The organism is Phaeobacter inhibens DSM 16374 (assembly GCF_000473105.1).
Lineage (GTDB): Bacteria > Pseudomonadota > Alphaproteobacteria > Rhodobacterales > Rhodobacteraceae > Phaeobacter > Phaeobacter inhibens.
In genome coordinates this window covers 2,976,521-3,002,951 of record NZ_KI421498.1, presented here as the reverse complement: position 1 = coordinate 3,002,951, position 26,431 = coordinate 2,976,521, and the positions used below count along the sequence as shown (strand labels likewise).

At 58.2% G+C, this 26,431-nt stretch carries 31 protein-coding genes; 17 read left to right on the top strand and 14 right to left on the bottom strand.

All coding sequences use genetic code 11. From position 1 onward, the window contains the following. Positions 1–115 precede the first annotated feature (115 nt). The 6 genes from INHI_RS0118155 to INHI_RS0118130 all read right to left on the bottom strand — a co-directional run bounded on the left by INHI_RS0118155 (position 116) and on the right by INHI_RS0118130 (position 3,860). Positions 116–676, bottom strand: coding sequence for a F0F1 ATP synthase subunit B (locus INHI_RS0118155; RefSeq protein ID WP_027248517.1), 561 nt, complete (start codon positions 674–676; stop codon positions 116–118). A 4-nt stretch (positions 677–680) separates the two neighbouring features. Next, positions 681–1,226 carry a F0F1 ATP synthase subunit B' gene (locus INHI_RS0118150; protein ID WP_014876090.1) on the bottom strand — a complete coding sequence of 182 codons (546 nt, stop codon included), beginning with the start codon at positions 1,224–1,226 and terminating at the stop codon, positions 681–683. Between the two features lie 86 nt (positions 1,227–1,312). Continuing rightward, positions 1,313–1,537 carry a F0F1 ATP synthase subunit C gene (locus tag INHI_RS0118145; protein ID WP_008562443.1) on the bottom strand — a complete coding sequence of 75 codons (225 nt, stop codon included), beginning with the start codon at positions 1,535–1,537 and terminating at the stop codon, positions 1,313–1,315. A gap of 57 nt (positions 1,538–1,594) precedes the next feature. Next, complete coding sequence (locus tag INHI_RS0118140) at positions 1,595–2,398, bottom strand: F0F1 ATP synthase subunit A (RefSeq protein WP_014876091.1); 804 nt, start codon at positions 2,396–2,398, stop codon at positions 1,595–1,597. A gap of 27 nt (positions 2,399–2,425) precedes the next feature. After that, positions 2,426–2,770, bottom strand: coding sequence for an AtpZ/AtpI family protein (locus INHI_RS0118135; protein ID WP_014876092.1), 345 nt, complete (start codon positions 2,768–2,770; stop codon positions 2,426–2,428). A gap of 196 nt (positions 2,771–2,966) precedes the next feature. After that, complete coding sequence (locus INHI_RS0118130; protein WP_027248516.1) at positions 2,967–3,860, bottom strand: DMT family transporter; 894 nt, start codon at positions 3,858–3,860, stop codon at positions 2,967–2,969. A 96-nt stretch (positions 3,861–3,956) separates the two neighbouring features. Between INHI_RS0118130 and INHI_RS0118125 the strand changes: the two genes are divergently transcribed. After that, positions 3,957–4,304: an ArsR/SmtB family transcription factor gene (locus tag INHI_RS0118125; RefSeq protein WP_014876094.1), complete on the top strand. Its 348-nt coding sequence runs from the start codon at positions 3,957–3,959 to the stop codon at positions 4,302–4,304. Positions 4,305–4,310: 6 nt separating this feature from the next. On the opposite strand, the gene INHI_RS0118120 is transcribed toward INHI_RS0118125, so the two are convergent. The 4 genes from INHI_RS0118120 to INHI_RS0118105 all read right to left on the bottom strand — a co-directional run bounded on the left by INHI_RS0118120 (position 4,311) and on the right by INHI_RS0118105 (position 8,831). Continuing rightward, on the bottom strand, positions 4,311–5,219 hold the full coding sequence (locus INHI_RS0118120) for a DMT family transporter (RefSeq protein ID WP_027248515.1): 909 nt from the start codon (positions 5,217–5,219) through the stop codon (positions 4,311–4,313). Then, entirely contained in the window at positions 5,216–6,094 is an 879-nt protein-coding gene (locus tag INHI_RS0118115) for a LysR family transcriptional regulator (RefSeq protein WP_027248514.1), read from the bottom strand. The genes INHI_RS0118120 and INHI_RS0118115 overlap by 4 nt, the downstream gene beginning before the upstream one ends. Positions 6,095–6,200: 106 nt before the next feature. Then, positions 6,201–6,728 (bottom strand): prolyl-tRNA synthetase associated domain-containing protein, encoded by a 528-nt coding sequence (locus tag INHI_RS0118110; RefSeq protein ID WP_027248513.1) that lies wholly within the window; start codon positions 6,726–6,728, stop codon positions 6,201–6,203. A gap of 108 nt (positions 6,729–6,836) precedes the next feature. Then, complete coding sequence (locus INHI_RS0118105) at positions 6,837–8,831, bottom strand: elongation factor G (RefSeq protein ID WP_027248512.1); 1,995 nt, start codon at positions 8,829–8,831, stop codon at positions 6,837–6,839. A gap of 491 nt (positions 8,832–9,322) precedes the next feature. Here INHI_RS0118105 and ffh point away from each other — a divergent pair, with 491 nt between their 5' ends. The 8 genes from ffh to rimM all read left to right on the top strand — a co-directional run bounded on the left by ffh (position 9,323) and on the right by rimM (position 14,843). Next, the gene (gene ffh, locus INHI_RS0118100; RefSeq protein WP_027248511.1) at positions 9,323–10,846 is read left to right on the top strand and encodes a signal recognition particle protein; all 1,524 of its coding nucleotides are present in this window, start codon (positions 9,323–9,325) and stop codon (positions 10,844–10,846) included. A 1-nt stretch (position 10,847) separates the two neighbouring features. Then, complete coding sequence (locus tag INHI_RS0118095) at positions 10,848–11,393, top strand: GNAT family N-acetyltransferase (RefSeq protein ID WP_027248510.1); 546 nt, start codon at positions 10,848–10,850, stop codon at positions 11,391–11,393. Then, positions 11,390–12,136, top strand: coding sequence for a GNAT family N-acetyltransferase (locus tag INHI_RS0118090; protein WP_014878854.1), 747 nt, complete (start codon positions 11,390–11,392; stop codon positions 12,134–12,136). The genes INHI_RS0118095 and INHI_RS0118090 overlap by 4 nt, the downstream gene beginning before the upstream one ends. 37 nt (positions 12,137–12,173) lie before the next feature. Beyond that, the gene (locus INHI_RS0118085) at positions 12,174–12,776 is read left to right on the top strand and encodes a GNAT family N-acetyltransferase (protein WP_027248509.1); all 603 of its coding nucleotides are present in this window, start codon (positions 12,174–12,176) and stop codon (positions 12,774–12,776) included. Positions 12,777–12,833: 57 nt separating this feature from the next. Further along, a complete protein-coding gene (locus INHI_RS0118080) occupies positions 12,834–13,142 on the top strand; it encodes a chorismate mutase (protein ID WP_014876103.1) in 309 nt (102 codons plus the stop codon). A gap of 41 nt (positions 13,143–13,183) precedes the next feature. Then, positions 13,184–13,543 carry a 30S ribosomal protein S16 gene (gene rpsP, locus INHI_RS0118075; RefSeq protein ID WP_014876104.1) on the top strand — a complete coding sequence of 120 codons (360 nt, stop codon included), beginning with the start codon at positions 13,184–13,186 and terminating at the stop codon, positions 13,541–13,543. Between the two features lie 4 nt (positions 13,544–13,547). After that, positions 13,548–14,189: a 5,6-dimethylbenzimidazole synthase gene (gene bluB / locus INHI_RS0118070; RefSeq protein WP_014876105.1), complete on the top strand. Its 642-nt coding sequence runs from the start codon at positions 13,548–13,550 to the stop codon at positions 14,187–14,189. Between the two features lie 150 nt (positions 14,190–14,339). Then, positions 14,340–14,843, top strand: a complete 504-nt coding sequence (rimM, locus tag INHI_RS0118060) for a ribosome maturation factor RimM (protein WP_014876106.1) — start codon at positions 14,340–14,342, stop codon at positions 14,841–14,843. Positions 14,844–14,855: 12 nt separating this feature from the next. Here the strand turns inward: rimM and INHI_RS0118055 are convergent, their stop codons facing one another. Continuing rightward, complete coding sequence (locus INHI_RS0118055; RefSeq protein WP_254656899.1) at positions 14,856–15,896, bottom strand: phosphotransferase family protein; 1,041 nt, start codon at positions 15,894–15,896, stop codon at positions 14,856–14,858. 55 nt (positions 15,897–15,951) lie between these two features. Between INHI_RS0118055 and trmD the strand changes: the two genes are divergently transcribed. The 5 genes from trmD (at position 15,952) to xrtE (ending at position 20,303) form a co-directional block, all read left to right on the top strand. Further along, a complete protein-coding gene (trmD, locus tag INHI_RS0118050) occupies positions 15,952–16,752 on the top strand; it encodes a tRNA (guanosine(37)-N1)-methyltransferase TrmD (protein WP_027248507.1) in 801 nt (266 codons plus the stop codon). A gap of 302 nt (positions 16,753–17,054) precedes the next feature. Then, positions 17,055–17,426: a 50S ribosomal protein L19 gene (gene rplS / locus INHI_RS0118045; RefSeq protein ID WP_014876109.1), complete on the top strand. Its 372-nt coding sequence runs from the start codon at positions 17,055–17,057 to the stop codon at positions 17,424–17,426. Between the two features lie 11 nt (positions 17,427–17,437). Beyond that, the gene (rpmE, locus tag INHI_RS0118040; RefSeq protein WP_014876110.1) at positions 17,438–17,659 is read left to right on the top strand and encodes a 50S ribosomal protein L31; all 222 of its coding nucleotides are present in this window, start codon (positions 17,438–17,440) and stop codon (positions 17,657–17,659) included. 219 nt (positions 17,660–17,878) lie between these two features. Further along, positions 17,879–18,688, top strand: coding sequence for a division plane positioning ATPase MipZ (locus INHI_RS0118035; RefSeq protein ID WP_014878849.1), 810 nt, complete (start codon positions 17,879–17,881; stop codon positions 18,686–18,688). Beyond that, positions 18,675–20,303, top strand: a complete 1,629-nt coding sequence (xrtE, locus tag INHI_RS0118030; protein ID WP_027248506.1) for an exosortase E/protease, VPEID-CTERM system — start codon at positions 18,675–18,677, stop codon at positions 20,301–20,303. Before INHI_RS0118035 ends, xrtE begins: the two co-directional genes overlap by 14 nt. A 36-nt stretch (positions 20,304–20,339) precedes the next feature. On the opposite strand, the gene INHI_RS0118025 is transcribed toward xrtE, so the two are convergent. From INHI_RS0118025 to INHI_RS0118015, 3 genes are all read right to left on the bottom strand, one after another. Further along, positions 20,340–20,651, bottom strand: coding sequence for a VPEID-CTERM sorting domain-containing protein (locus INHI_RS0118025; RefSeq protein ID WP_014878847.1), 312 nt, complete (start codon positions 20,649–20,651; stop codon positions 20,340–20,342). A gap of 169 nt (positions 20,652–20,820) precedes the next feature. After that, on the bottom strand, positions 20,821–22,035 hold the full coding sequence (locus INHI_RS0118020; RefSeq protein ID WP_027248505.1) for an adenylate/guanylate cyclase domain-containing protein: 1,215 nt from the start codon (positions 22,033–22,035) through the stop codon (positions 20,821–20,823). Positions 22,036–22,092: 57 nt separating this feature from the next. Further along, positions 22,093–22,533: a MarR family winged helix-turn-helix transcriptional regulator gene (locus tag INHI_RS0118015; protein WP_014878845.1), complete on the bottom strand. Its 441-nt coding sequence runs from the start codon at positions 22,531–22,533 to the stop codon at positions 22,093–22,095. 73 nt (positions 22,534–22,606) lie between these two features. Between INHI_RS0118015 and hmgA the strand changes: the two genes are divergently transcribed. From hmgA to INHI_RS0118000, 3 genes are all read left to right on the top strand, one after another. Next, on the top strand, positions 22,607–23,968 hold the full coding sequence (hmgA, locus tag INHI_RS0118010) for a homogentisate 1,2-dioxygenase (protein ID WP_027248504.1): 1,362 nt from the start codon (positions 22,607–22,609) through the stop codon (positions 23,966–23,968). Positions 23,969–24,072: 104 nt separating this feature from the next. Beyond that, a complete protein-coding gene (gene fahA, locus INHI_RS0118005; RefSeq protein WP_027248503.1) occupies positions 24,073–25,329 on the top strand; it encodes a fumarylacetoacetase in 1,257 nt (418 codons plus the stop codon). An 11-nt stretch (positions 25,330–25,340) separates the two neighbouring features. Further along, complete coding sequence (locus INHI_RS0118000) at positions 25,341–26,291, top strand: MBL fold metallo-hydrolase (RefSeq protein WP_027248502.1); 951 nt, start codon at positions 25,341–25,343, stop codon at positions 26,289–26,291. Positions 26,292–26,431 lie beyond the last annotated feature (140 nt).

The following is a 26,431-nucleotide window of genomic DNA, read 5'->3' as shown; positions in this document are numbered from 1 at the left end:
CCATTCCACTATTTAGGTAACTAAGAACCCGCGTAGACATCGCATACAACGCGTTTGACACAAAAAACCCGGCCACTTGGGCCGGGTTTTTTAAACGCGTCGATGCAAGAGCGACTTAGTGCAGCTTGGCGTCCACGTCAGCGATAGCAGCGTCAATCAGCTTGTTGGCTTCGGTCGCTGTCATCTGTTTCGAGATCACCGCGTCCGCCGCTGCAATTGCAACGGTGATCGCCTGATCGCGTACTTCTTTCACAGCGGTGTCCTGCGCCGCTGTGATCTGTTCCTCGGCAACGGTCATGCGACGCGCAATCGAGATTTCCAGATCGGCCTTGGCTTGGTCAGCTGCTTTTGCAGCATCTTCACGCGCCGAAGCAACGATCCGATCGGCCTGCGCCTGAACTTCCTGCTGCTTGCGTTCGTAAGATGCCAGAATGGTCTGAGCTTCTTCACGCAGGGCACGGGCCTCTTCGAGGTCCTTTTTGATGCCTTCCGCACGGGCATCCAGCTGGCCACCCAGCAGACCCGGTACTTTCGCATAAAGCAGGATGCCGACGAACAGCAGGAATGCGAGCGTCACGACAAAGTCAGTGTTGCTCATCGACAGGAATGGGCCGGACGCCGCAAATGCGGGGCTTGCGGCACCAAAGGTCAGAGCAAGAGCCAGTACAGAGCGCATGTTCTTATCCTTTCATCCGGTCGGCAACCGCAGCTGCGACGGCTTTTTCGTCTGCCTTACCGCCGAAGGTGGCGACGATCTCAGCGGCGGTATCAACAGCGACGGCTTCGACACTGGCGATGGCACCGGCCTTGATCTCGGCGATGACGGCTTCTGATTCCGCTGCCTTGGCCGCAATCTGTGCGTCTGCCTTGGCAATGGCCTCATCCAGATCTGCCTGAATTTCCGCACGGGTTTCAGCAGCAATGCGCTGAGCCTCTGCACGGGCATCTGCCAGAGCCTGATTATAAGCGGTTTCGGCCTCAACGGCTTTGGCCTTCAGGTCTTCAGCCGCGGCGAGGTCGTTGGTAATGGTTCCCTGACGCTCGGCCAACACTGCCGCAATGCGGGGCAGCGCGATGCGCGACAGGATGAAATAGATCACGACGAGCGTGACCACGAGCCAGAAGATCTGGTTCGCATAGGTCGAAAAGTCCAGCTGCGGCATGCCGCCCGAACCGTGGGCGGCCTCTGCGGCACCGTGACCTGCGTCCTGCGTCTGAGTTGCCATGTCGTCCTCCTAGGGAACTTGCCGTTACACCGGGCGGCGCGGTCATCCACACCGCCCGGCCGTAAGGAAAATGGTTCCGAAGGGTCTTAGACGGCGAACATCAGCAGCAGAGCGACCAGGAACGAGAAGATGCCCAGAGCTTCTGCAAATGCGATGCCGATGAAGAGGGTTGCGGTCTGGGAAGCAGCCGCGGAGGGGTTGCGCAGAGCGCCTGCCAGGAAGTTAGCAGCAACGTTGCCAACACCCAGTGCAGCAATACCAGTACCCATGCCAGCCAGGCCAGCGCCGATGTGTGCGAGTTCGCCTTCCATTGTGTATCTCCTTACGATTGGAAGTTGAGGATCTTGTTGTTCGGACCTGACCGCGTCTTAGTGCGACGGGTGCAGCGCGTCCTTCAGGTACACGCAGGTCAGAATGGTGAACACGTATGCCTGAATGAAGGCCACGAGAACTTCGAGTGCATAGACCGCGGTGATGGCAAAAATCGGCAGGAAGCTGAACAGGCCCAATGCGCCTGCAAAACCTGCGAAAACCTTCAGAACCGCGTGGCCCGCCATCACGTTACCTGCAAGACGAATGCAGTGGCTGACAGGACGCACAAAATAGGAAATCAGTTCGATGATCGCGAGCACCGGGCGAAGCGCCAGCGGCGCAGAGCCAACCCAGAACAGACCCAGGAACTTGGTACCGTGCAGCACGAAACCAGTCACGGTCACGGTCACGAACACCAGCATTGCCAGCACGGCCGTCACAGCGAAATGCGAGGTGGTGGTGAAGCTGCCTGGGATCAGGCCCAGCATGTTCGCCGTCAAGATGAACATGAACAGGGTCATGATGTAGGGGAAGAACTTCAGACCGTCTTTACCGGTGACGTCTTCGACCATCTTGTAGATGAAACCGTAGGCAAGCTCAGCAACTGACTGGATGCGCGACGGGACGATCGCACGTTTTGCAGACCCCAATACCATCAGTGCGAAGATCGCCACAATCGCCAACCCCATCCACAGGGTCACGTTGGTCGGGGTGTAGAAGTTCAGCTCAGCTGCGCCACCCAGCGGTTTGACCAGAAACTGGTCAGTCGGGTGAATCTGAAGGCCCGGAATAGCAGGGGCAAAGAACAGCCCAGACGCAAGTACCAGCAGAAAAGCTGCACCAAAGATTAGTTTGCCCATTGTCCCGTTTCTCCTGTCACCGGGGGATCAGTCCCGGTCTTGCGCATCTTGTTCGGCCATTTCGGCCAGTTTCTTTTCCTGGATCTCTTGCGCGCTGCGGAGCATTGTCTTCACCCCGGCCGCCAGACCCAGCATCGTGAACAGCACCAGAAAGATCGGTATGGTCCCAAGCAGAAGGTCCAACCCGTATCCGATACCAAAGCCGATCATCAGACCGGCCACCAACTCAATCACCATCCGCCAAGCCTGATTGGCTGTCGAATAATGTTCATCCACGCGCGGCTTGGGCTCCTGGGCCTTACGCGCCTCTGCCAACTTGGCCTCTAGCTGCGCCAAGCGCTGCTTGTCTGGCTCTTGTGACACGGTCGCCATCCTCACGTGAATTCTGATGTGGTGCTAAGGAGTCCAAGCCTCAGAGTCAACAACCCTGAAAGCACTGCGACATTGAGAATAAGACATTGTAATTATTATATTTAAATAGAATACCATCGCATGACCTCCTGAGCACCTTCGACGCAGGAGGCCATTTTGTGGTCAAAACTCATATTCAACCAAAAGGTTGATTTTATCAAAGGGCCGACCGACGTCGTATTTTACGCAGCAGACGACCATCAATCAGCACCAGCCCGATCAGGATCAGGCCCATGCCTGTCAGATGCTCCAGTTTGAGCGGCTCCTGCAAGACCCAGGCCCCCATCGCCAAAGCGGAAACCGGGGCGATCAGCGTTGGCAAGGTGATATTGGTCGGCCCAACCCGAGGCAGAACCCAATAGAACAGGATGAAAGCTGCTGACGTCAGGATGAAGCCGATGATGAACAACGCGCCCCAGGTCTCCAATCGGGTGATCACCGGCAAACCTTCAGCCCAAATCGCCAGCGGCGTGATGGCCGCAGTGGCCCCGGTCAAGGCAACGGCGACAAGCACTACTGGGTCGATGTCCCGGAACTGGCGGGCGATATTGACCGAAAATGCATAGCACAGTGGCGCGCAAAGCGTAACGAGCACGGCCCAGACCTCAGACTGGCGCCCGCCCTGTAGCAACGGCCACGACAAGACTAGGATCCCCAAAAAGCCAAAAACCACACCGAACGATTTCTGCAAGGTCGCCCGCTCTCCACCTGGCCAGAAATGCGCCACCATAACGGCAAGCGCAGGAGTAAACGCATTTAGGATTCCGGCCACGCCACTGGCAATATGCTGTTGTCCCAGCGCGTAGAAGGCAAAGGGCGCCGCATAGCTCAATACACCAAAGCCAAAAAGCGCCAGCCAACGCCGTGGTCGGTCCGGCACCTGCTTCCGGGCTGCTACTACGTAGATCCAGCACCCCAGCGCACCGAAGCCAACCCGCCCCATGGACACCGACAGAGGCCCCAACTCGCGCAGCAATACGGCATTGAACATGAAGGACATGCCCCAGCCGATCCCCAGTACAAAGATCGCTGCCCAGTATTTCAGTGCCATGACTATGCCTCTTTCGCGCTCTGCCGTCGTTGCCGGTGGTATGCGGCTAGTGGCTTGGGATTGTCGACCCGCATCTTGCGGTTTAGGTGTGTCGGCATGAGCGATCCTCTTGATACCGTATTTGCCGCCCTTGCGGACCCAACCCGGCGTAGCATTCTGACGATGCTGCTGGAGGATGACATGGCCGTCACGGATGTCGCTGAACCCTTTGAAATGTCACTTGCAGCGATCTCCAAACACCTGATGATCCTGACACGAGCAGGACTCATTGCGCAGGAAAAACGTGGCCGCGTGAAATGGTGCAAATTGCAGCCAGACGCCATGCGGTCGGCCTCTGTCTGGATGCAGGGTTTTGGTCAGTTCGAGCCGGTCAATCTGGACGCATTTGAGCGTTTCCTTGAAATCGAGCTCGACAGCCCGACAACAGATCCCTCCTCCGAGTGAGGCGAATTAGCCAGACTGGGTCTCCGGCACGATGCTGCGCCCCTCCCGCAACAACAGCCAAAGCGCCCAAATGGTGCAAACCACGCCCAGCGCTACGATGCCACTAGGTGCCGGGCGGCCCAGCGCAATTTCCCACAAGATGACCCAGCTTGGCGTGAGGTAGGTATAGGCCATGACCTTGGCCGAGGGCAGATGAAGCGTTGCATATTGCAGCAGAACAAAGGTCGCCGCACTGGCGATCAGCGCGACATAGAACAGGACCACCCAGACAAGCGGTGACAATTCGGTCCAATGCGTGGCGCGAATGTCGCCCCAGCCGACCACCAACAGGATCATCGCACCCGCTACCAGCATCCCGAAGGTAAACACCACCGCAGGTTCCCCCCGGTTCAGCAAGCGCACCATCGGCGTATAGGCGGCGTGGGCCACACATCCCCAAAAATATATCATCTCTCCACGGCCAATCTCAAAGGCCCAGATGGCCGTCGGGTCACCCCGAAAGATCACCCAGATCGCCCCCATAGCACCAATCGCCAACGCCAGAGCCATCCGCCAGGTTGTGACCTGGCGCAGTAGGATCCAGCCGAAAACCCCACTCAAAACCGGTGTCAGTGTGAATACTGCAGCCGCACTCACTGGGGCGGCAGTTTGCAACCCGTAAAACATCAGCACAAAATAGATGGCAAACAGGCCACCCAGCAGGAGGAAGCGCCAAGGCGCCTCAAAATCTTTACGGCGCAGGCCATGGGTGAACTGTGCCGCAATGCCGATCACCACCGCAGCAATCACAAACCGAATGGCATTGAGGGCCATGGGAGTAATGTCATTGGCCACCATCGCGCCAAGTGAAAACGATCCGGCCACCAGGGCTGAGAACACCAGCATTGCAAGATGACCGCGATAGCTCGGTGTCATGCGGTCCAGGCCTTGGCTTCTGCTTTGAGGAAACTGAGAAAGCTCTGCACCTTGGTCGTGCGGTGCAGATCAACATGGGTGACAAGCCACAACTCCCCTGCCCACTCCGGAAGCGGCTCCATTATCTGGGTAAGCCCGGGATGCCGCGCCGCCTCCCAGCGGGTCAGGAAACCAATCCCCGCTCCGGCCAGCAGAGCCTCCTGCATAGAGACCGCGTTCACACAGCGAAACGACAACGCACTCTCGGGCGCATGGGCACGCAGCCAGCGGGAATAGGGCGCCCGGCTATCTATGTCGTCATTACAGATGAACCGGTGGTTGGCCATATCGTCCAGCCCCTTCAGAGGACCGAACCGTTCAAGATATGAGGCACTGGCGTAAAGCCCGTGCTGTTGCCGCATAAAGGGCTGAACCACATTGTCTGGCTGTTCCGGCGGAGATCCGGCACGGATCGCGACATGTGCCTCCCCGTATTCCAGTCGAAACAGGCGGCTACCGGTCAGGAAACGGATCACCAACTCGGGGTGCCGACGCTGAAATTCAGTGAGCGCAGGCACCAGCAGTGTCGACATCGAGGATAACGAGGTCACGACCAATTCGCCGGATACCGCATCTCCATGCCCCTTCAGACGGCCAACCAGCTGGCCGAACTGATCATCCGTGGCCTGCGCAACCCGTAGCAGATCCTGACCGGCCTCTGTCGGGGTGTAACCGCGGGCATGGCGCTGGAACAGCTTGACGCCGAGGCGTGACTCGATTGCATCGACGTGACGGATAACCGTCGCGTGATGGACACCCAGCACCTCGGCGGCGCCGCTCACGGTTCCCATCCGGGCCACCTGATAGGCGGTACGTACCTCGTCCCAGTTGTCCATGATCACCTCTTATCTGCGTCTCACTTACTGCAACCATGCACATTCCACGGACCCTAGCCAGAGAAAGGTTCAAAATTGCGCAGTGATCACGGGATGGCCTGCCACTTCAGACCCAGATGATCGTCACGCTCAATCGGTTCATCACGTCCAGAAATGCCTGTCGCGTCAGAGCGACGGTGCGATCATTCACCAAAGGATGCATGTAAATCACCTCTGCCTGCTGCGCAGCCTTGTCCATATAGAAGTGAACATCCTGGTTGACCCCGTTGACCATTGCCAATGGCGTGACAGCGCCAGGGCGCACACCAAGGGTTTCTAGTAGGCGCTCCGCTGATCCAAATGACAGATTACCCAGTCCCAGTTCAGCTGCCAGCGCTTTCAAATCGACATCGCGGTCCTGCTCCAGGCTGACCAGATGATTGCGTTTTTTCTTGTCCCGCAAGTAGAGGTTCTTGAGCCGCAGCGCGCGCTCCCCCGCCTGCATGAAGTCCGCCTCGATCGTCTTGGCATCCGCAACGGTGCGCAATGGCGCGTGGCTGTGCAGCCGATAGCTGATGCCCCACGCATCCAGCTGCGCCAAAAGTTTGTCGGAAGAAACAGGCAAGCTGTCCTGAAACTGGGATGATGCGTCCATTGCGGCCTCATTGATCTGAACATCTGATATTGTCTGCAGATCAATGAGAAACGCGAGGGCATACAAGAGGGAACATCAACTTCCGTCTGCTTTCTTATTGGTATTTCGTCAGCGCCCTCCACCTGCCGCAGACGATGTGCGGCGTGCCTCTTCGTAGTGATCGAACCCGCTCGAGAACCAGGCCGTACCGCGGGTTGCGCTGGCAAGACTGCTACAAAGCTGATCCTGAACCGCCACCGGCAGCAGGGTTTCAAACACATCCCAGCCTGCGGCCTCGGGGTGGGCTGCAAAACCAAGGATCTGACCCTGCATCCCGCTGACCACAGGGACTAGCCCACCGGTAAAGACTGAAGGAACGTGGATCTCCACCCGCATGATAGGTTGCAGCACCACCGACCCCGCCTCTGCCAGAGCCTCACGAACCGCAGATTTGCCCGCCGTACGAAACGCGTAGTCCGAACTGTCAACGGAGTGGTGCTTGCCATCCATCAGAGTGACCTGCACATCGACAACGGGATGACCATTAGCACCCGTCTTCAACGCCTCACGCGCGCCCGCCTCTACTGACGGAATATAGCCCCTGGGTACCGCACCGCCTTTGACCTCATCGGTAAAGTGGAAACCGGACCCGCGCGTGGCCGGCGCGATGCTCAGCACCACGTCGGCAAACTGACCTGCTCCGCCAGATTGTTTGCGGTGGCGGTGATGGATTGTGACCGGGCGCGTGATCGTCTCCCGTAGGGCAGGCGGCACGGGTTCATCTCCTACGTCGATACCGAATGACTCATTCAGCAGCGTCAGGATGCGGCGCAGATGCAGCGGCCCCTGTAGGTGCAGCAGCGCGTGCCCGCTGATCTCATCCTGTTCGATCTGCATCCCTGTATCAATCTCAGCAATCCGCTCCAACGCCGTAGTCAGCCGGACATCATCACGATCATGCACGGGCGTGACAATCCGCTGGTAACTCGACGGGCGCGGCTGGGCCCACTGCGGCAATTGCGCGGCACGGTTTTCCAGATAGGCGTACCCGAGGCTTAGATGATCCGATTTCACCACCTGCGCAATATCGCCCGGCGCCAGGTCACCCGAACAGGCTTGGGATGAATTGCGTCCATTGCCGGCAGCGCGCCCGGTTGCGGGCGCACCTGCGCCGATTTTCTCAACCGCGCTCTGCCCCCTCAACTGTGTCATCGCCCCAAGGTTACCGCCACCAACCTGCGCCCCGGCTCCCACTGGTTGGCTTAACGCGCGGACGACGACCGTCTTGCCGAGATGTTTCACAAGATCTCCAATACAGCCCACTGCCAGTGGCTGCTCATCCGCTGCCAACCGCTGCGCCGCGACCTCAACCGCGGGGGCCTCATGGCGCAGAGATTTCATCAGACGAAGGATCCCGTTGCGATGAAGCGCAGACCCTAAGAGCGCCGGAATCAGATCGTTATGCTGCAAGACACGGGTGGCCACGTCGTAGACCGCTTCAGTCAACGGCTTACGGTCTTCGATCAATTGCTCCAGCAGATCGTCATCATAGTCGGCCAGCGCTTCCAGCATTTCTCCCCGTGCCTGACGTTCACGCGCATGGATGCTATCCGGGAAAGCCACCAGGGCTGAGGGCTGCCCCTCTTGATATTTCCACGCCCGTTCTGAGATCAGATCCACCGCCCCGATCACCTCCCCCCCTGCACGCATCGGTATCTGACGCAGGACGATGTTGTGCCGACAATAGGTTTGCAGCGCGGCGACGATATCGGCCACCCTCCCCGCGGCCTGATCCATACGGTTGATAAAAAGAAAGGCGGGAATGCCCGCCTCTTCGACCATCCTGAGATAAGGCGCAGCCAAAACCCCGGCGGCTGGGTCCGCCGATACGCAAACAACCGCCGCATCACTGGCAGCCAACGCTGGCCCCGCAGTCACCAAATTCTCAACCCCACCAGCAATATCAATCACGCCCCAGGATTCATCCATGAATTGAAACGCTCTCAACTCAGCAACACCTGTAGCCTGCTGTGGCTTCTGCTCTGGCTCCTGAAGTGTTGCTAAGGCTTTTGCCAGCTCGGTCTTTCCGGAATGAGAGGGGCCAATAACTGTAAAAACACGCATCTGTCCTGATCCTTCTGTGGCTGCAAAGCCGCCCGATGAAGGAATACGACAGGAACGCCGCACCAGATGCCTTGAGGATAGCTGCCTCTGAAATGGGGCTTGGGCTGACCCACGTTTTTTGTTCGTGTCTGAGATCGACCGAAGGGCCATCGATAGGCGCGGTTCATACGCCTGCAATGCGGTTGCCCTTCACGAGTATCGACCCGCCCCGCCTCCTGATACTCCCTCACCGGAGTGCCTTGCGTCAACCGTTGCACTCAGCGCATGGCAGCGCACCATCCATTCCTGACAAAGCGCTTCGGGTTGACTCATTGCAGGCGAACGCGTAACGGATGGCCCAAATCCGGAAGCCGCTATAGTCTTCCGGTCCCTGCCATTGCCGGGGATCGCCCTCCACCAGCGTGTTACGCCCGTGGGGGTGATTGCGCATGGATCATATGCTCCCTACATGTGGGGCGCCCACGTTGAAACCGGCATAGGAGGCCGAAGGCATGTTTGAAAATTTATCCGAACGCCTATCCGGTGTCTTTGACCGGCTGACCAAACAGGGCGCACTCTCTGAAGAGGACGTCAAAACCGCCCTGCGCGAAGTTCGCGTCGCCCTGCTGGAGGCAGATGTTTCGCTACCGGTTGCCCGCGATTTCGTGAAGCGTGTGCAGGAACAGGCTACGGGCCAAGCGGTGACAAAATCGGTCACGCCGGGCCAACAGGTTGTCAAAATCGTCCATGACGCCCTGGTGGACGTGCTGCGCGGCGCGGAGGATCCAGGCCAGCTGAAAGTTGACAACCCACCGGCACCGATCCTGATGGTTGGTCTGCAAGGCTCAGGTAAGACCACAACCACTGGTAAGCTCGCCAAGCGTCTGAAAGATAAAGAAGGTAAGCGCGTCCTGATGGCGTCGCTCGATGTGTATCGCCCTGCTGCGATGGACCAGCTTGCAGTACTGGGCACCCAGATCGGCGTCGACACGCTGCCAATCGTGCCGGGACAGAAACCCGTCGACATTGCCAAACGTGCCAAGCAGCAAGCCGCGTTAGGTGGCTACGATGTGTACATGCTCGATACTGCCGGCCGCCTGCAGATTGACGAAGTGCTCATGCAGGAGGTGGAGGACGTCCGCGATGTCGTCTCCCCCCGTGAAACCCTGCTGGTTGTTGACGGGTTGACCGGTCAGGTCGCCGTCGAGGTGGCCGAGGAATTTGATGCCAAGATCGGCATCTCCGGCGTTGTTCTGACCCGGATGGACGGCGATGGCCGCGGTGGTGCGGCGCTGTCGATGCGCGCAGTCACCGGTAAACCCATCCGCTTTGTCGGTCTGGGCGAGAAGATGGACGCCATCGAGACCTTCGAGCCTGACCGAATCGCAGGCCGGATTCTCGGCATGGGCGATATCGTTGCTCTGGTTGAAAAAGCCCAGGAAACCATCGAGGCCGAACAGGCCGAACGCATGATGAAGCGCATGATGAAGGGTCATTTCAATATGAATGACCTGAAGATGCAGCTTGAGCAGATGATCCAGATGGGCGGCATGCAAGGCATGATGCAGATGATGCCCGGCATGGCCAAAATGGCAAAACAAGTCGAAGAATCCGGGTTTGATGACAAGGTGCTGCGCCAGCAGATCGCCATGATCCAATCCATGACCAAGAAAGAACGCGCCAATCCTGCCCTGCTCCAGGCGTCTCGCAAGAAACGGATCGCAGCAGGTTCCGGCATGCAGGTCTCCGACCTCAACAAGCTGATGAAAATGCACCGTCAAATGGCCGACGTCATGAAAAAGATGGGCAAGATGGGCAAAGGCAAGATGTTGAAACAGGCCATGTCTGGCATGTTCGGCAAGGGCGGCAGCATGCCCGATATGGCTGGAATGGATCCGAGCCAGATGGATCCAAAGGCACTGGAAGCAGCGGCCAAAGCCATGGGCGGCGGCAAGGGCCTAGCCGGTGGCCTGCCGGGTCTGGGCGGCATGGGCGGCCTCCCCGGTGGCCTGAGCGGCTTTGGAAAGAAGAAGTAAGGTGACTATTGCGCCCACCATATCCACTGCGCGTCTCACGCTGCGCCGCCACGTGATGTCGGACTTCGCGCCGCTTCACGATGTGCTGGGCAGTGAACGCGCACGCTATATGGGCGGGCCGTTTTCGCTCAAGGACAGCTGGCAAACAATTGCCGCTGAAGTGGGCAGCTGGTCCCTTCTGGGTTTCGGTAGCTGGGCAATCGAACGCAGCGAGGATGGCGCATTTGTTGGCCAAGTCGGCATCATCAAACCAGCCCATTTCCCCGAAGCGGAGATCGGCTGGACACTTTGCAACGGCTTCGAGGGCAACGGTTACGTCACCGAAGCAGCATCTGCAGCGTTGGAATGGGCGTGGTCCCAAATGGGCGCGACCACCCTTGTCAGCTACATCACGCCCGGAAACGATAAATCGGTCTCAGTGGCTGAGCGGCTAGGGGCCACCCTGGATCCTGAGGCACCTTTGCCCGAAGGCGAAACGTCTGCAGATACGCTCGTCTACCGCCATAACGCACCTGATGCGGACGGCGGGATGGAGGCCTACGCATGATGGATCTCTCCCTTGTCTGTCACCCAGGCCGCCGTACCGGTGCCGCTGTGGCGACTATGCCACGCTTGGACGGTGCTTTAACCCATTATTTTCCGGCATCTGGCATGGTCGGGCTGTCTTTGATGCATAAACAGATCGCTGCGGCCTGTGCGGCAGGGGTTGATACGGATGTGGTAATGTCAGACACGGGTTATCGTTTCCCTAGCCTCATGACGCAGAGGCTTACACTGGTGTCCCCTGCGGAGGCCGGTTTCGACGCGCATGATGCCTTTTTGCGCATTGGCGCGCCGCGCTTTATTGATGCAGCGGACGATCCAGATGCGCTCTGGTGGTCGATTGCCACCATAATCGGTCATTGGCACCTGCGCGGCTATGGGCTGTTCGCCCTGGTCGAGCGCAGCACCGGGCGCCCAGTCGGCATGATCGGCCCATGGTTCCCGAAAGGCTGGCCAGAACCGGAGCTCTCCTGGCACCTGACAGAGGATGCCCGTGGCAAAGGCTACGCAAGCGAGGCCGCAGAGGCCGTTCTTGACTGGCTCTTCCGAGAAAAGAACTGGAGCAATATCGCCTCCTTCATTCCGGAGGATAACACCGCATCCATAGCTCTGGCGCAGCGCATTGGCGCCCGCCCGGAGCAATTGGTATCTTTCCGTCTGGCCCCGGCCAACAACATGCGAACCTGGCGGCATCAGCCTCGCCAGCGCCTCTTGGGCGAGCCAGTGATAACGGGGCGTCTCCAATGACCTCTTGTCGTTATCTCAGCAGCGTAGGGTGTGCCTGATGCCCTCGTCCATCCCTGTGATCGAAACCAAGCGCTTGGTCCTGCGGGGCCCCGAAGCCGTGGATTACCCCGACTTCAAAGCGACGTTCAGCTCTTACCGTGCGCGCTTCATGGGCGGCCCGCTGAATCCATACGAAGCCTGGATGCTCTACGCCGCTGAAATTGGCCATTGGCAGGTGCGCGGGTTTGGCATGTGGATGATCCACGACAAGATCACCGAGGAAACATATGGGATGGCCGGGGGCTGGATGCCTGCAGGCTGGCCGGAACGCGAAATCGCCTGGATCATCTGGCCTGATGCCGCTGGTAAGGGCTATGCGCTGGAAGCCACTCACGCGGCCCGCAACTACTATTACAATACCCTCGGCTGGGATGGCGCGGTCAGCTATATTGATCCGAAGAATCTGGATTCGATCCGTTTGGCAGAGCGGCTGGGCGCACAGAAGGATCACGATGCCGACACTATTGACGGCAGCGACGCTGTCTATCGCCACCCGGCCCCGAATGCGCTGAAGGACAGCCAGCTGATCCATGGGATCGAGATGGAAATCAGCCATTACGCAGATCCCCTGTTTAAACCGGAGGGCTGGGCGCTTGACTGATCCCATCACCCAAAGCCGCGCGATGCGCTTTTCATTCATCTCCTTGCGGAGTCAGAAATGACGACAGAGACCCAAGATCCCGTCGCCCGTGCAGCGGCGCTGCTGAAAGGCCACCGCGAGAGCATTGATCGCCTTGATGCTATTCTCGTTTATACTTTGGGCGAGCGTTTCAAGCACACCCAGGCGGTGGGCCGGCTCAAGGCTGAACACGACCTTCCCCCGTCCGATCCAACGCGTGAAACCGCGCAGATCGCACGGCTCGAAGACCTGGCGGAACAGGCCGACCTGGACCCCGATTTCGCCAAGGCTTTTCTGAATTTCATCATTCAGGAAGTCATCCGACACCATAAGAAACACCAGGAATAACAGGGATATCCCTGTAAACGCCATTAAAGGAGACTGAACCCATGGCAATGAAAATTCGTCTGGCCCGCGGCGGCTCGAAAAAGCGTCCCTTCTATCGCATTGTGGCTGCCGACAGCCGTATGCCGCGCGATGGTCGCTTCATCGAAAAGCTGGGCACCTACAACCCGCTGCTGCCGAAAGACAGTGAAGAGCGCGTAAAAATGGACATGGAACGCGTGCAGCACTGGCTGGATCAGGGCGCTCAGCCTACAGATCGTATTGCTCGGATGTTGGAAGCTGCTGGCGTTCGCGCTAAGGTGGAGCGGAACAACCCCAAGAAAGGCACCCCTGGCAAGAAAGCTCAGGAGCGCGCCGAAGAAAAAGCAGCCAAAGCTGCTGAAGCGACTGCAGACGCGGAGTAAGTTGATGAACATGCGGGACAATTCGTTTTCTGAAGACTTCCGCATGCAACTTGATCTGTTGATGCGGGTCCGGCGCGATGTGCGCCGGTTTCGCTCCGATCCGGTGGACGAGGCAGTGCTTACGCGCTGTCTCGACACCATTCAGCTGGCGCCCTCGGTCGGGCTCAGCGAACCTTGGCGGGTGATCCGCGTAGAAAGTGACTCAGCCCGTGCTGCAGCACTTGAGAATTTCGAGACCGCAAATGCCACGGCGCTGGCCGGCTTTTCAGAAGCCAAGGCCGAACGCTATGCCAAGCTGAAATTGTCAGGCATGCGCGAAGCACCTGTTCAGCTGGCGATCTACTGCGACGATTCCACAACAAAAGGTCACAAGCTCGGTGCTGGCACCATGCCGGAGATGCGCCGCTACTCCGTCGTTACCGCTGTGACCCTGTTCTGGCTCGCCCTGCGTGCCGAAGGTCTGGGGCTGGGCTGGGTGTCGATCCTTGATCCGCAACAGCTGAACCGGGATTTGGATGTCCCAGCCGACTGGCAGTTGATTGGATATTTCTGCGTTGGCCACCCCGAGCGGATGTCCAAAACGCCGGAACTGGAGCAGCTGGGCTGGGAAACCCGACGCAACGCATTGCCGATCGAAACCCGGTAATCCACTGATGTGGCGATTGATCCGGCTTGCGGTTTTTGTTCTGATCGCCTTTACCGCGGGTGTTCTCTATGAACGCAACTACCAAACAGAACGCTGTGGACTCGCAGGCGGCACCTGGACTGCTGAGCGGTTCTGCAAAGGATGGATTGAATGACTGAGCAGATTTGCGTTGGCGCCATTTCCGGCTCGTACGGGGTGCGGGGCGAGGTGCGGCTGAAGAGTTTTTGTGCGATGCCCGAGGATATTGAAGACTATTCCCCACTCAGCACAGAAGACGGCAGCCAGACCTATACGATCACCTTGGTCCGCGCCATCAAGAACGGGTTTACCGCCCGTATCGGCGGGATCGAGACCAAGGAACAGGCTGATGCTCTGAAGGGGATCCGGCTGTTCGCGCCGCGCGACCGTCTGCCGAGCCTGCCGGATGATGAATACTATCACACCGATCTGATGGGGCTGGAGGTTTACGACACCGGCGGAACACTGCTGGGCACCGTAAAATCAGTACAGAACCACGGCGCCAGTGATCTTCTGGAAATCACCATCCCCGCAGACAGTAAGACAGTATTGCTGCCCTTTACGCTAGCCGCAGTGCCAACTGTAGATCTTGCAGCGGGCCGCATCATCGCAGATCCGCCGGAAGGGTTGTTCTGAGGGCTTCAGCATTCACGCGTCAGCTTCCAATAAAGCGTCCAAAACATTTTGAGCACCGGCCACGACGTCGGTAGTGCGCCGGTGTTGATCCGATGGCCTCGCCGCCAGAGCGGACCACAGTTTGAACAGACGCCAGATGAAGAAAAACCGGAAAAGCGGATCAGCTGTCAGCCGCATACCGTATCCGTCTTCGAATGCCACCCAATCCGCACTGGCAACACCGCCGAAACCGGGCTGACGTCCGTTAGGTGCCAGGTGATCCGGGCAGTTGGATAGCCAAATATTTGCAATGTCCCGGTGGGGAAAAATCCCCTTGTGGTTTGAATAGTCGATGAAGGACACATCGGTGTCGGACATCATAACATTACGCAGATGCAAATCGCCGTGTTCTACCGCGCCGCGAAAAGCCTGCCCGCGGGCAGAACGTCCAGCGCGATGCAGCAACGCACACAGCCCTAGGAATCTTTTGGGTTTCAGGACGTGAAATTGCCCCGCCCGAACAGCTTCTGCCCGAGTTGAAACCTGTTTCAGGAATGATTTGGGCCAAAACCTTTGTTCTCCAACGTCCGATACACGGTGAAGCGCAGCAACAGCATGCCCTATCCGCCGAAGCACCTCTGCCCGGTCACCAAACCCGTACTCACTCAGCGATAGTGCGCGGTACGCTGTGTCACCCTCGGCAAACTCCATCAACACAACAACGCTGTCCCGATCACGCCACAATATCGAAGGTGATGACACACCTGGGACTGCGCTCAGCCTTGCCGACGCTTGTTGATGCCTGTCTAGAGACTTGAATTGCCCCGCAGCGTTGGTTTCATCAAACGCAGCTCTCAAAACATAGCGTTGCCCGGTTGCCGTTTTCACCTCCTGAACGCTGCGAACATGCTGATACCGGCTGTTCACCAGAAGCTGACGAAACCGGGTACCTTCAGCAGCCAGACCAAGGTCCGATGCAATGCGCGGCCAGAACGCTCTGGCGCGCGCCTGCACCGCATCAATTGCGGCCTGATACTCACGGGCAGTTACAATTGGGGGCATTTCCGAATTCATTCAAACACCAAAGCTTTTTATTGCGTGTCGTTCTAACTGGATTAAACAGCACCATATGAGTGCACAAAACAAATCTCACGGCCGCAAGGCCATTCGCCCCTCTTTCAAGCCACGCGAGCTGATGACGCCGACGCCGGATCTGGTCGGCGTTTGGAAGGCGAAAATCATGACCCTGTTCCCGAATGCCTTCCCCGGCATTTTGGGTGAAAGCTTGACCGGCAAGGCCCTGCAAGAGGGGTTGTGGCAGCTGGAGACGGTTGATCTACGCCAGTTTGGCATTGGAAAACACCGCAACGTCGATGACACCCCAGCAGGTGGAGGCGCTGGCATGGTGCTGCGGGCGGATGTGCTGGGAGATGCGATTGAGCATACGATGGCGGGCACTGTCGGCAATTGGCCGTTGATCTACCTGTCACCGCGCGGTCGCCGGATGGATCAGGCTCTGATGCAGGATCTGTCACGCTGCGATGGTGTCACACTGCTCTGCGGGCGATTTGAAGGCGTCGATGAGCGCGTGTTGCAGCACTATGGAATTCAGGAAGTCTCCTTGGGGGATTTTGTCATGACCGGTGGCGAGATTGCAGCGCAGGCGATGATCGACGCCACCGTGCGCCTGATCCCTGGTGTCCTTGGCAATCAGGCCTCTACCGAAGAGGAGAGTTTTTCCTCCGGCCTGCTTGAACATCCGCAATATACCCGCCCGGCGGAATGGAAAGGGCAAACCATTCCTGATGTGCTGATGTCCGGCCATCACGGTAAAATTGCTGAATGGCGCCAGAAAATGAGTGAAGACATCACGCAAGCGCGCCGCCCTGATCTCTGGCAGGCCCACCAGGACCGTAAGAAAAAAGATTGAACGATCCGAAGGCAGCATCTGCGGTTCTCAAACACAGACTGTCCCCTTGATCCACCGATCAAACAAGCATAGAAGGCGTCTGTCTGGATTCGCTTTTGCGTCTATGGACCGCTGTTCTGTTGCATCATGAAATCCCTGACCCGCCTTCTTCGGCAATCTGGGGGGATGCACGATACACGCTTAGGAAAGAACGGAGTGATCTCTGGCGGGCTGCTATCTGCGGGACCCGATGAAGACCAAGAGCTCTCGCAACCGCGCAAAACTTCGTGGACAAAACCACGAGCAATTATAGGAGATCTGCGATGGACCTGATCGCACAGTTGGAGGCGGAACAAGTTGCCGCCCTGGGGAAAGAGATCCCCGATTTCAAAGCCGGTGACACCATCCGCGTCGGCTACAAAGTGACCGAAGGCAGCCGTTCGCGCGTGCAGAACTACGAAGGCGTCTGCATCAGCCGTAAAAACGGCTCCGGCATCGCCGGTTCGTTCACCGTTCGCAAAATTTCGTTTGGCGAAGGTGTGGAGCGTGTGTTCCCGCTGCATTCGACCAACATCGACAGCATCACTGTCGTTCGCCGCGGCCGTGTGCGTCGCGCGAAACTGTACTATCTGCGCGCCCGTCGCGGTAAATCCGCACGGATTGCAGAAGATACAAACTACAAAGCCAAAGCGTAAGGAGTGGTATCATGAAAGCCGACACCCATCCCGAATACCACTTCATCGACGTCAAAATGACCGATGGCACCATCCTCAAGATGCGCTCCACCTGGGGCAAAGAGGGTGACACCCTGGCTCTGGACATCGACCCCACCGTGCATCCCGCATGGACCGGTGGCTCCACCCGTCTGATGGACGCCGGTGGCCGTGTCTCCAAGTTCAAAAAGAAATACGAAGGTCTGGGCTTCTAAGCCGATCTGGTCTTATTTTTCGGAAAACGCCGCTCCTTCGGGCGGCGTTTTTTGTTGCAGCCCCAACGAACAAGTTCATTGCCCAGGTTCGCCCGGCAGAAACTACAGAGCCTAAATCAGGCCCTAACCTGCGGATATCGCGCTTCCCATCGATTCGTGCGGGCAGTATAGTCAGCCCAAGATGCGCAGTATTTCGCGCAGTGATTGGGGGAAGTGAACGTGGCGCATATTATTGTCGTCGGCAACGAAAAAGGTGGTGCGGGCAAGTCCACCGTCTCCATGCATGTGGCAACCACGCTGGCCCGGCTTGGGTACAAAATTGCCGCCTTGGACCTTGACCTGCGGCAACGGTCACTGGGGCGCTATCTGGAGAACCGCAAGGCGTTCATGGAGAAAGCTGCGTTGGAGCTGCCATTGGTAGCGCTGCACGAACTGCCTGAAATCGACGCTGATAGCCTACAGCCGGGCGAAAATGTCTATGACCACCGGCTGTCTGCGGCGGTTTCCGAACTGGAACCCAGCAATGATTTCATCCTGATTGACTGCCCGGGATCGCATACCCGTCTGAGCCAAGTCGCCCATTCTCTGGCAGACACGCTGATCACGCCGCTGAACGACAGTTTTGTCGATTTTGACCTCCTGGCTCATACCGACCAAAAGGGTGAGAAAATCACTGGCCCTTCCGTCTATTCCGAAATGGTCTGGAATGCGCGGCAACTGCGAGCCCAGGCCGGGTTGAAGCCGATTGACTGGATCGTGATACGCAATCGTGTCGGCACCCAGCGCATGGTCAACAAGGAGAAGATGGAACGCGCCATTTCCATGCTGTCCAAACGGATCGGGTTTCGCGTCGCACCCGGCTTTTCTGAGCGGGTGGTCTTTCGGGAGCTGTTCCCGCGTGGACTGACGTTGCTCGACCTGAAGGACATTGGCGTCAAGCAGCTGAATATCTCAAATATCGCCGCACGTCAGGAACTGCGCGACATGATGAAATCGCTGAACCTGCCAGGCGTGGATGTCGATATCTGACCAAGCCCTCACCGCCGGCGAGACCGGGCGGGTCGCGCAGCGCGGCGGGCGGCGGCTGGTCCTGATTCTTGGGCTGGCAGTTGTTGAACTGTTTATTATCATGGTGGCCTATCAGCTGCTGGCGAACGTGCATTGCAAGTTCACTGGCGCAGATCTTGCCTGCACAACTGTACGCTCTATCGCTGGGCGCTTGCTGGCCCTTCTAACTGTGCTTGGGCTGTATCTGATCCTGATGCGCAACGCATATCACGCGTTGACCGCAGCCATAGGACAGGCCCCAAGACGCCCCTCGGCGCTGGCCCTCAACTTTGCGGGGCTTATAATCGCACTTGTCCCGCTGGCGCTCTTTGGTCCCGCTGGGATCAACGCATGGATATCACCAACCCTGATTCTGATCTGCCTGGGTGGCGCCATAGCCGGGCTGGGCGGGGTGCTGTCACTTATGCCACTGCGAGCATGGCTGGTCTGGTTGCGCGGCTGTGGGTTCTCTTTGACCTTGGCGCTGATGGTCGCGCTGGTCATGCCTGATATAACCCGCATGATGGAGCCGATTTGGAATATCGAGGCGCTGACCTCGGTGACATTCATCCTGGTGACGTGGGTACTGGAAGTCTCCGGCGCAACAGTGTGGTCTGATGCGGCGCTGCACCTAATCCGTGTTGACGGGTTTTTGGTGGAGATCGGTGAGCCATGCTCCGGCGTAGAGGGCTTTGCGCTCGTGACCACATTCATGGGGCTATATGCGCTGCTGATGGGACGGGATATCCGTCAGACACGGTACTGGCTGGTATTGTTCCCAGCTGCGCTTCTGCTCAGCTGGGCATTCAACGTCGCACGTATCGCCATCCTGATCCTGATCGGCGCATGGATTGCACCTGAGCACGCAGTTAACGGCTTCCATAGTTATGCCGGCTGGCTGATGTTCACGCTGTTGGCGCTGCTGGTTCTGGCCATTGCGCATCGCTCTCGCTGGTTGCAGAGCAATCCGGAGGCGCTGGCCGCAGCTGCGGCTGAGCTGCCGCCGATGCGCGCTGATATGCTACTCGCCTCCATCATTCCATTTATCGTGATGATGTTAAGCGGTGTGCTGGTGTCCGCGATTTGGGCCGATCCTGCGCAAGGCTACCCGCTACGCGCGGCGATGATGGCCGCCGCTTTGCTTGTATTCTGGCCAGCCCTGCGCCAGTTGGCATATCGACCAAGGCCGATTGATATCGCATCTGGCGCCGCAATCGCCGCCGTCTGGATTGTGACGTCTACGCCGGATATCAGCCGGGGCGGCACCGATGAGCGTGATATGCTCTGGGTTGGCACACGTCTTCTCGGGACCATGGTTCTAGTCCCGATTGTCGAAGAACTGTTTTTTCGCGGATATCTGCTACGACGCATGGCGGGGCAAGGTCAGATTCTGCGGGCCGTCATCGCACTCCTCGTTACGAGTGCGCTCTTTGGTCTGATGCATGATCGCTTTGCCTTGGGAATGGCGGCAGGCGCCATATTTGGTGCGCTGTATCTGCGCGGAGGTGGTCTCGCTGCAGCGATACTGGCCCATATGGTGGCGAATGCGCTGATCGCTTATGTCGCCTTTGCCACCGAAAACTGGGCCCTGATCTAGGCCCGGTTTTCCCTGACGTGATACGCTGTGACAGCGTCAGTTCTGTGCGGATCGGCGACGGCGCAGTTCCCAGGTCAACAACAGCGCTGCCGCAACCGCAGCGACGGCGAGCAGACCTGCACTGACATCGATCTCCGGAACCGTCTGGCCACCACCGTTGCCATTGCCATTTCCGTTACCTCCGCCGTTGCCCCAACCGTTGCCCCAGCCATTGCCCCACCCATTGCCATTGCCGTTCCCGGGGCCACCAGCATCCGGCCACTCACCCGCCGCAAAGGCTCTCGGACCGGTTGCGAGCCACACAGCCGCTGTGGCTATCAGATGGGTCATGCGCAGTGTCAGTTTCATTGCGTCTTATCCTTGCTGCTCTGTCGCTGTCCGGGGTGACGCGTTGCGATTTTTTGACGAATCCCACTGGCCACACCCTTTCCTTGCTCTCAGCACTAAGGGAGAAAAATGCGAAAATTATGGCAAATTTTACCTTTCACAGAATTCCTACCCCAGCAGGCCACGGAAATTAACCCTCGTAGATCGTGAACAACTCCACCGGCTCCGCGACACCGCGCAGCATATAGCGCCCCAACGAGACCAGATCGTGGCTGGTCGGCTGAGCTGCTTTCTGCACCTGTTCAGACACGATGATGCTGCGCCCGACGGAAGTGTGCATACCTGAGATTCGGGCCGTCAGATTGACGGTTGGCCCTATAACTGTGAAATCCAGCCGGTTCTCAGACCCAATATTTCCGTAGAGGATTTCGCCGGCGTGCAGTGCAAGAGTGAAATCCGCAGTTGGCACGCCTTGCGCAGAGCGCTGCGTATTTCGATTGCGAATTTTCCCCTGTAGCGCGCTGGCGGCTGCCAGGGCAGCAGTCGCATCCTCGCCAATGCTGCCAAGATCGAACATGGACAATATACCATCACCCATGAATTTCAGAATATTCCCACCATGAGACTGGATCGTCTCAACAGCCAGACCGAAGTAATCGTTGAGCATATCAATCAGTTCGGCACCCGGAATTTGTTCTGCCAGCTGGGTGAACCCTTTCAGATCGAAGTAACAGATCACCGCATCAATCTGGCGGGAGGATCCGCGTTGAATTTCTCCCGACAAAACCCGCTGCCCGGCATCGCGCCCCAGATAGACCTGCAACAGATCTTTGGCCATCTGCTGTGCGGACGCCGCGCGCAACGCCAATGCCAGATGCGAATAAATCTGGCGGATCAGGGCCAGATCTGCATTTGTAAACCCCTCCGGGTGATCGGTCGACCACGAGGACAATATACCCTCGCCCGGGCGCCGAGGGTCAAAGGGCGCGTCAGCAAAATCGCCGAACCGCTTTGCCAATGCAAAATAATCCGTCGCCCCGCGCTGCTTGAACTGTGCCAACGCCGGAAATCTCTCCAGAACATGGCCCGTCAGCTTACTTCGGAACTCCGGAACGTCGCGTTCCAACATGTAGTAGAAGGTGCTGTAAAGCCATTCATCCCGCGGGGTATCGCTGTGTTCATAGAACTCATGCGACAGCCCGTCGGACCGCGTCCAGCTAAACCCGATACCACCATATTTCGGATGATAGGCGCGCTGTGCCAGATGGAAGCGCAGCAGAGGCACCCCGATATCGGCGAGCCTCTGGCAGAACCCCTGCAACATCTCCTGACGGCTGGCCCCTCGTAGCCCTTCAGCAGTGAGCCAGTCGATTATCGGCGTGGCGCGCGAAGCAGCATCCGTCATTATGCACGGCCTCATATTGTGTTGCCGGTCCAATCTGAGGCCTCGGCCCGGCGATGTCTATGGCTCAATTCCTGCAAGTTTGCGCAACATGTGGCGCAGCGCCGCACTTTCCCCGTCGCTGAGCCGCCCCGCGAGTTGACGGTCATAGATCGCAGCCTGCGTGCTCAGGTCACGATACGCGGCCTCACCTTGCGACGTAAGCTCCAGGTGCTCGGCACGACGATCTTTCTCATCGCGATGACGCAGAACAAAGCGACGTTCTGCAAGTTTCGCAACCGCCCGGCTGATCTTCGTCTTATGTATCTTGGCACGCTGGCCGATCTCAGTTGCTGTCATGCGACCGTAATTGCCCAAATGAAACAGCACCCGCCATTCATTGCGCAGCATTCCATAGCGGTTCTTGTAGTGCTTTTGAAACTCAAGCGAGGATTCCTCCGCAGCCCGGTTGAGCAGATACGGCAAGAAATCCTGCAGCGCGAAGTCATCTTTTTCATCCATGGGGTAGAGCTATCCCTTGTTAGTTACAAAATCAACTATTACCGAAACAGAGCACACCAAAAAGGAGCGCATCATGAATCACGAAGTCGATGCCCATGAAATGATCCAGGCCCCATCTCCTGCAGGGCCTCACACGGGTTATATGCCCGGATTTGGCAATGACTTTGAAACAGAAGCGTTGCCCGGTGCCCTACCGCAGGGCATGAACAGCCCCCAGAAATGCAACTACGGCCTTTATGGCGAACAGCTGAGTGGTACGGCCTTTACCGCTCCAAGCCATCAGAACGAACGCACCTGGTGCTATCGCATTCGCCCGTCGGTGAAACACTCGCACCGCTACACTAAGATTGATCTGCCCTATTGGAAGTCCGCCCCGAACGTGGACCCGGATGTGATCAGCCTCGGTCAGTACCGCTGGGATCCCGTGCCGCACGGCACAGAGGGACTGACCTGGCTCACGGGTATGCGCACCATGACCACGGCAGGAGACGTCAACACCCAGGTCGGCATGGCGAGCCATATCTATCTGGTTACCGACTCCATGGTGGACAGCTACTTTTATTCCGCTGATTCCGAATTGCTGGTGGTCCCACAGGAAGGGCGCCTGCGGTTTGCAACCGAGCTGGGCATCATCGATATTGAACCTCAGGAAATTGCCATCATCCCACGCGGGCTGGTCTACCGGGTCGAAGTACTGGACGGCCCCTGTCGTGGCTTTGTCTGCGAAAATTACGGGCAGAAGTTTGAATTGCCCGGCCGTGGTCCGATCGGGGCCAACTGCATGGCAAATCCCCGGGATTTCAAGGCCCCGGTGGCGGCATTTGAGGATCGTGAGACGCCTTCTACCGTCACAATCAAGTGGTGTGGCCAGTTTCACGAGACCAAAATCGGTCACTCACCGCTGGATGTCGTGGCCTGGCACGGCAACTACACGCCGGTGAAATATGACCTGCGGACCTATTGCCCGGTTGGAGCCATCCTGTTTGACCATCCGGATCCGTCAATCTTTACCGTGCTGACGGCGCCGTCTGGCCAGCCCGGCACCGCAAATATCGATTTTGTTCTGTTCCGGGAACGTTGGATGGTGGCGGAAGATACCTTCCGCCCACCGTGGTATCACAAGAACATCATGTCGGAACTGATGGGCAATATCTATGGCCAGTATGACGCCAAGCCTCAGGGCTTTGTTCCCGGCGGCGTCAGCCTGCACAATATGATGCTGCCGCACGGCCCGGATAGAAACGCCTTTGAGGGCGCATCCAACGCAGATTTGGGTCCGGAGAAGTTGGACAACACAATGTCCTTTATGTTCGAGACCCGTTTCCCGCAGCATCTGACCCCATTTGCCGCCAATGAGGCACCGCTGCAGGATGACTACATCGATTGCTGGGCCGACATCGAAAAGAAATTCGACGGCACCCCGGGCAAAAAATAAATAGGGGGGGCGCTGCCCCCTCTGCGGCCCAAAGGCCGCATTCACCCCCGGAGTATTTCGGGAAAAATGACGAGAGCAGCGGCTCTCAAACAAAAGGATCACGCATGCCTTTGATGAAATCCTGGGTCTCTTCTGCCAATAGTACGGCCCACCCCTTCCCCCTGAACAACCTGCCGTATGGTGTGTTCTCTGTCGACAGTGATGATCCGCGCTGTGGTGTTGCGATCGGCGACATGATCCTGGACATGCAGGCCGCCGAGGAGACCGGGCTGATCCAGCTGGGCGATGTGCCGCTGTTCGACGTGCCCTATTGGAACGACCTGATGGAGGAAGGCCCCGCCGTCTGGGCTGCACTGCGCGACCGTCTGACCGCATTGCTGTCCGAAGGAGCCGCCGAACAGGAGAAAGTGGAACCGCTGCTGGTTGCCGCCTCCGCTGCCGAACTGCACATGCCGTTTGCGGTGAGCGAATACACCGACTTCTACGCCGGCAAGAACCACGCCTTCAATGTTGGCACCATGTTCCGCGGCCCGGAAAATGCCCTGCCTCCGAACTGGCTCCATATCCCGATCGGCTACAATGGTCGCGCCTCCTCTGTGGTGGTGTCCGGCACCGATGTACGCCGCCCCTGGGGCCAGCTGAAAGGCCCGAATGACGACAAGCCACGGTGGGCGCCCTGCGCGCGCTTCGATATCGAGCTGGAAATGGGCGCCATCGTCGGCACCCCTTCCGAGGGGCCGATCACCGTTCAGGAAGCAGACGATCATATCTTTGGTTACGTGCTGCTGAACGACTGGTCTGCACGCGATATTCAAGCCTGGGAATATCAACCGCTAGGGCCGTTCCAGGCCAAGGCGACGGCCAACACGATCAGCCCCTGGATTGTGACCAAAGCGGCGCTAGAGCCGTTCCGCTGCGACACGCCCGAGCGCGAGGTGGAACTGCTGGACCACCTGAAGGACTGCGGCCCGATGCTCTATGACATTGACCTGGAAGTCACTATGGCTCCGGAAGGCAAGAACGCCACAACGATTGTGCGAACCAACTACAAGGAAATGTACTACTCCGCAGCGCAGCAGCTGGCACATCACGCCACCTCCGGCTGCCCGATGAACGCAGGCGACCTTTTGGGTTCGGGCACCATTTCCGGGTCAACCAAGGACAGTCGTGGCTCACTTCTGGAACTCAGCTGGGGCGGCAAGGAGCCGCTGACGCTGGACACCGGCGAGGAGCGTTCTTTCATCGCTGATGGCGATACGCTGACCCTGAAAGGCGCGGCAAAGGGCGATGGCTATACCATCGGCTTTGGCGATTGCACCGGCACTGTTCTGGCCGCCCTTGAAGACCCCTACGCAAGATAAGGAAGACCACCATGGCAAAAGCTTTTGCGTCCCAAGGGGACATGACCGAAAAGAAGATCACCTTTGATGAGATCGGCGAGGGCCTGTATGCCTTCACCGCCGAGGGCGACCCGAACTCCGGCGTCATCATCGGCGATGACTCTGTGATGATCGTTGAGGCCCAGGCCACCCCGCGGCTGGCGAATAAGGTGATCGAATGCGTCCGGTCCGTGACCGACAAGCCGATCACCCATGTGGTGCTGACGCATTATCATGCTGTCCGCGTGCTGGGCGCATCTGCCTTTGGCGCGCAGAACATCATCATGTCGGATAAGGCGCGGTCGATGGTCGTCGAACGTGGGCGGGAAGACTGGGACAGCGAGTTCCAGCGCTTCCCACGCCTCTTCGAAGGCCATGAGAGCATCCCCGGTCTGACCTGGCCGACCACAACCTTCAGCGATTCCATGACTGTCTACCTCGGCAACCGCCGCGTTGATATCAAACATCTGGGCCGCGCCCATACCGCAGGTGACGCGGTGATCCATGTGCCAGATCAGAACGTGATGTTCACCGGCGACATCGTTGAATACCACTCCGCCTGCTATTGCGGCGACGGGCATTTCGGCGACTGGGGCCGGACGCTGGATAATATCAAGGCCTATGACGTCGACGCCATCGCGCCAGGTCGCGGCGATGCGCTGGTGGGCAAAGAGATGGTCAATGCTGCCATTGAGAACACCCGCGATTTCGTCGAAAGCACTTACCGCCCTGCCGCCAAGGTTGCGGCCCGCAACGGAACCCTGAAAGAGGCCTGGGACGCGGTGCGCGCCGAATGTGATCCGAAGTTTGCGGACTACGCGATCTATGAGCATTGTCTGCCCTTCAACGTGGCGCGCGCCTATGATGAGGCCCGCGGCGTCGATACCCCACGCATCTGGACCGCCCAACGCGATCTGGAAATGTGGGACGCACTGCAGGGCTAAGATCCAAGACCCGGCAGAGACCCATCTGGGGTGATTTGATCCAGATCGTGTCGTGCCGGGGCAATTTATGACAGGCTCTTATCCGATACCGGCAGCCCCTGCCGGTACATGGGAGAGCTTTGCCCTACGGCATGTATTTT

What these genes read in the sequence shown, in the direction of transcription:
- INHI_RS0118155 (WP_027248517.1), bottom strand. Translation starts at nt 676, where the DNA reads ATGCGCTCTGTACTGGCTCTTGCTCTGACCTTTGGTGCCGCAAGCCCC.
- INHI_RS0118150 (WP_014876090.1), bottom strand. Translation starts at nt 1,226, where the DNA reads ATGGCAACTCAGACGCAGGACGCAGGTCACGGTGCCGCAGAGGCCGCC.
- INHI_RS0118145 (WP_008562443.1), bottom strand. Translation starts at nt 1,537, where the DNA reads ATGGAAGGCGAACTCGCACACATCGGCGCTGGCCTGGCTGGCATGGGT.
- INHI_RS0118140 (WP_014876091.1), bottom strand. Translation starts at nt 2,398, where the DNA reads ATGGGCAAACTAATCTTTGGTGCAGCTTTTCTGCTGGTACTTGCGTCT.
- INHI_RS0118135 (WP_014876092.1), bottom strand. Translation starts at nt 2,770, where the DNA reads ATGGCGACCGTGTCACAAGAGCCAGACAAGCAGCGCTTGGCGCAGCTA.
- INHI_RS0118130 (WP_027248516.1), bottom strand. Translation starts at nt 3,860, where the DNA reads ATGGCACTGAAATACTGGGCAGCGATCTTTGTACTGGGGATCGGCTGG.
- INHI_RS0118125 (WP_014876094.1), top strand. Translation starts at nt 3,957, where the DNA reads ATGAGCGATCCTCTTGATACCGTATTTGCCGCCCTTGCGGACCCAACC.
- INHI_RS0118120 (WP_027248515.1), bottom strand. Translation starts at nt 5,219, where the DNA reads ATGACACCGAGCTATCGCGGTCATCTTGCAATGCTGGTGTTCTCAGCC.
- INHI_RS0118115 (WP_027248514.1), bottom strand. Translation starts at nt 6,094, where the DNA reads ATGGACAACTGGGACGAGGTACGTACCGCCTATCAGGTGGCCCGGATG.
- INHI_RS0118110 (WP_027248513.1), bottom strand. Translation starts at nt 6,728, where the DNA reads ATGGACGCATCATCCCAGTTTCAGGACAGCTTGCCTGTTTCTTCCGAC.
- INHI_RS0118105 (WP_027248512.1), bottom strand. Translation starts at nt 8,831, where the DNA reads ATGCGTGTTTTTACAGTTATTGGCCCCTCTCATTCCGGAAAGACCGAG.
- ffh (WP_027248511.1), top strand. Translation starts at nt 9,323, where the DNA reads ATGTTTGAAAATTTATCCGAACGCCTATCCGGTGTCTTTGACCGGCTG.
- INHI_RS0118090 (WP_014878854.1), top strand. Translation starts at nt 11,390, where the DNA reads ATGATGGATCTCTCCCTTGTCTGTCACCCAGGCCGCCGTACCGGTGCC.
- INHI_RS0118085 (WP_027248509.1), top strand. Translation starts at nt 12,174, where the DNA reads ATGCCCTCGTCCATCCCTGTGATCGAAACCAAGCGCTTGGTCCTGCGG.
- INHI_RS0118080 (WP_014876103.1), top strand. Translation starts at nt 12,834, where the DNA reads ATGACGACAGAGACCCAAGATCCCGTCGCCCGTGCAGCGGCGCTGCTG.
- rpsP (WP_014876104.1), top strand. Translation starts at nt 13,184, where the DNA reads ATGGCAATGAAAATTCGTCTGGCCCGCGGCGGCTCGAAAAAGCGTCCC.
- bluB (WP_014876105.1), top strand. Translation starts at nt 13,548, where the DNA reads ATGAACATGCGGGACAATTCGTTTTCTGAAGACTTCCGCATGCAACTT.
- rimM (WP_014876106.1), top strand. Translation starts at nt 14,340, where the DNA reads ATGACTGAGCAGATTTGCGTTGGCGCCATTTCCGGCTCGTACGGGGTG.
- INHI_RS0118055 (WP_254656899.1), bottom strand. Translation starts at nt 15,896, where the DNA reads ATGAATTCGGAAATGCCCCCAATTGTAACTGCCCGTGAGTATCAGGCC.
- trmD (WP_027248507.1), top strand. Translation starts at nt 15,952, where the DNA reads ATGAGTGCACAAAACAAATCTCACGGCCGCAAGGCCATTCGCCCCTCT.
- rplS (WP_014876109.1), top strand. Translation starts at nt 17,055, where the DNA reads ATGGACCTGATCGCACAGTTGGAGGCGGAACAAGTTGCCGCCCTGGGG.
- rpmE (WP_014876110.1), top strand. Translation starts at nt 17,438, where the DNA reads ATGAAAGCCGACACCCATCCCGAATACCACTTCATCGACGTCAAAATG.
- xrtE (WP_027248506.1), top strand. Translation starts at nt 18,675, where the DNA reads ATGTCGATATCTGACCAAGCCCTCACCGCCGGCGAGACCGGGCGGGTC.
- INHI_RS0118025 (WP_014878847.1), bottom strand. Translation starts at nt 20,651, where the DNA reads ATGAAACTGACACTGCGCATGACCCATCTGATAGCCACAGCGGCTGTG.
- INHI_RS0118020 (WP_027248505.1), bottom strand. Translation starts at nt 22,035, where the DNA reads ATGACGGATGCTGCTTCGCGCGCCACGCCGATAATCGACTGGCTCACT.
- INHI_RS0118015 (WP_014878845.1), bottom strand. Translation starts at nt 22,533, where the DNA reads ATGGATGAAAAAGATGACTTCGCGCTGCAGGATTTCTTGCCGTATCTG.
- hmgA (WP_027248504.1), top strand. Translation starts at nt 22,607, where the DNA reads ATGAATCACGAAGTCGATGCCCATGAAATGATCCAGGCCCCATCTCCT.
- fahA (WP_027248503.1), top strand. Translation starts at nt 24,073, where the DNA reads ATGCCTTTGATGAAATCCTGGGTCTCTTCTGCCAATAGTACGGCCCAC.
- INHI_RS0118000 (WP_027248502.1), top strand. Translation starts at nt 25,341, where the DNA reads ATGGCAAAAGCTTTTGCGTCCCAAGGGGACATGACCGAAAAGAAGATC.